Origin of the sequence: Pseudomonas sp., assembly GCF_049645325.1 — a bacterium.
Taxonomy (GTDB): domain Bacteria; phylum Pseudomonadota; class Gammaproteobacteria; order Pseudomonadales; family Pseudomonadaceae; genus Aquipseudomonas.
On record NZ_JBARTQ010000547.1, the window covers coordinates 1 to 2807 of the forward strand.

Annotated in this window: 3 protein-coding genes; all 3 read left to right on the forward strand. The window is 62.0% G+C overall.

The genetic code is table 11. The features are described 5' to 3' along the window. Window positions 1-139 precede the first annotated feature (139 nt). The 3 genes from WBB95_RS22915 (at window position 140) to WBB95_RS22925 (ending at window position 2730) form a co-directional block, all read left to right on the forward strand. Window positions 140-1198, forward strand: a complete 1059-nt coding sequence (locus WBB95_RS22915; protein WP_424489641.1) for a FecCD family ABC transporter permease — start codon at window positions 140-142, stop codon at window positions 1196-1198. Continuing rightward, complete coding sequence (locus tag WBB95_RS22920) at window positions 1195-1980, forward strand: ABC transporter ATP-binding protein (RefSeq protein ID WP_424489642.1); 786 nt, start codon at window positions 1195-1197, stop codon at window positions 1978-1980. Before WBB95_RS22915 ends, WBB95_RS22920 begins: the two co-directional genes overlap by 4 nt. A gap of 105 nt (window positions 1981-2085) precedes the next feature. Beyond that, the gene (locus tag WBB95_RS22925) at window positions 2086-2730 is read left to right on the forward strand and encodes a glutathione S-transferase N-terminal domain-containing protein (RefSeq protein WP_424489643.1); all 645 of its coding nucleotides are present in this window, start codon (window positions 2086-2088) and stop codon (window positions 2728-2730) included. Window positions 2731-2807 lie beyond the last annotated feature (77 nt).

Consider the following 2807-nt stretch of genomic DNA (forward strand, 5'->3'; position numbering starts at 1 on the left):
TGGGAGCTGGCTTGCCTGCGATAGCGATGTATCAGTCACCGAATGAGTCAACTGACACACCGCTATCGCAGGCAAGCCAGCGCCCACATTGACCCGGTTTTCCTTCAGGGAGTTCGTTCATTTAAAGCATGCGAATCCCATGACCACTCAAACCCTCGACCTCGCCAGCGCCACGCACGGTTACCGCCGTCTGCTGGCGCGGCGTGCCTGGCTGTTGGCATTGCTGGGCACCGCACTGGTCTGCGCCATTCTGGTGGACCTCGCCAGCGGCCCTTCGGGCATGGGCTTGCTGGCCCTGCTCGACGGCATCCTGCACCCCTCGCACTTGAGCGCCACCGACCAGGTGATCATCTGGAACGTGCGCCTGCCCTACGCGCTGATGGCGGTGCTGGTGGGGTGTGCACTGTCGCTGGCCGGGGCCGAAATGCAGGCGATCCTGAATAACCCGCTGGCCAGCCCGTTTACCCTTGGCGTGTCTTCGGCGGCGGCGCTGGGCGCGTCCCTGGTCATCGTGTTTCCAGTGACCACCCTGTGGGTGTCGGCCAACACGGCGATTTCCATTTCGGCGTTTGTCTTCGCCGCCGCCTCGGTATTTTTGCTGCAAGCCATGTCACGCCTGCGCGGCGCCGGGGTGGAAAGCCTGGTGCTGTTCGGCATCGCCCTGGTGTTCAGTTGCAACGCGGTGGTGGCCTTGCTGCAACTGGTCGCCACCGAAGACGTGCTGCAACAACTGGTGTTCTGGACCCTGGGCAGCGTGACCCGGGCCAACTGGGACAAGCTCAGCATTCTTGCGTGTGTGGTCGTGGCGGTAATGCCGTTTTCCTTCATGGCCGCCCCGCGCCTGACCCTGCTGCGCATGGGTGAAGACCGTGCACAGAGCTTCGGTGTGGACGTGAAGCGCCTGCGCTTCTTCTCGCTGCTGCGCATCAGCCTGTTGTCGGCCACCGCCGTGGCGTTTGTGGGAACGATCGGATTTATCGGCCTGGTCGGTCCGCATATCGCGCGGATTCTGGTGGGCGAAGACCAACGTTTCCTGCTGCCCGCCAGCGCCTTGACCGGCGCACTGCTGCTGTCGCTGTCGTCGATTGCCAGCAAGCTGATCATGCCCGGCATGATCGTGCCGGTGGGCATCGTCACTGCCTTGGTGGGTGTGCCGATTTTCGTGGTGCTGGTGTTCAAGCGTGGGAGGCAGTTATGAGTGCAGGTTTATCGGTTCACAACGCCAACGTGAGTTATGGCCGGCGGCAGATCGTGCATGACCTGACCTTGCCGACCCTGCCCCACGGCAGCCTCACCGCCTTGATCGGCCCCAACGGCGCGGGCAAATCCACCTTGCTGCGCGCCGTGGCCGGGCTCGAAAAGATGCAAGGCGTAGTGCGATTGGGCGACCTCGACCTGTCAGCCATGTCCGTGGCCGAGCGTGCGCGGCGCGTCACTTACATGCCGCAGAACCTGCCACCGGGCCTGAGCCTGAGTGTGATGGAAAGTGTGATCGCCGCCTTGCGCGTGGCCAATGTCGAGGGCATCCCGTTGTCCGGCGACGCTTGCCTGCGCGAAGCCTTCGAGGCGTTGCAGCGTATCGGCATCGCGCATTTGGCCGATCAACTGTTAAGCACCTTGTCTGGCGGCCAGCGCCAACTGGTCAGCCTCGCCCAACTCATCGCCCGCCGCCCCCAGGTGATGCTGCTGGACGAACCCACCAGCGCCCTCGACCTCAATTACCAATTGAAAGTCATGGACTGCGTGCGCGGGCTGGTGCGCGAACACAACCTGATCGCCGTGGTGGTGTTGCATGACATCAACCTCGCCGCGCGCTTCGCCGACCATATCGCCGTGCTGCGCCAGGGCCGGCTGTACGCCAGTGGTGTAGCGGATGAGGTGCTCGACCCGGCGTTATTTGCCGAGGTGTATGGCGTGCAGGTGCGCATCGAGCGCTGCTCACAGCAGTCATTGCAGGTGTTGGTGGATGGCGCCGTGTGAAATGCTTATAAGGGTATACGCAAATGTTTCATTGAATTTTCCCACACTGAACATCACCTATACCTACAGGCATTCGCTCAAGCATCACCACCTTTGGAGAGCTTCATGATCGACCTGTACTACTGGACCACCCCCAACGGCCATAAAGTATCGCTGTTCCTGGAAGAAGCCGGCCTGCCCTACGAGGTGCACCCGATCAACATCGGCCAGGGCGACCAGTTCAAGCCGGATTTCCTGAAGATCGCTCCCAACAACCGCATTCCGGCCATCGTCGATCAGAACCCGACCGACGGCGGCGCGCCGATTTCGCTGTTCGAATCCGGCGCCATCTTGCTGTACCTCGCCGAGAAAACCGGTCAGTTCATTCCCAAAGACCTGCGCGGCCGCCAGGAAGCGCTGCAGTGGTTGTTCTGGCAAATGGGCGGGCTGGGGCCGATGGCCGGGCAAAACCACCACTTCAGCCAGTTCGCGCCGGAAAAAATCCCTTACGCGATCAAGCGCTACGTGGACGAGACCGCCCGCCTGTACGGCGTTCTGGATCGGCGTTTGGCCGACCGAGCGTTTGTCGCGGGCGAGGACTACAGCATCGCTGACATGGCCATCTACCCGTGGATTGTTTCCCACAAGTGGCAGAGCCAGCGCCTGGAAGATTTCCCACACGTGCAGCGCTGGTTCAACAGCATCAAGGAACGGCCGGCGACTGTCCGGGCGTATGAGCTGGTGCAGAAGGTCAATCCGCCCAAGTCCTGAGCCCCAGGCAACTAGGCCTCAAATGTGGGAGCGGGCTTGCTCGCGAAGGCGGTGTGTCAGTCAACAGATTCATTGGC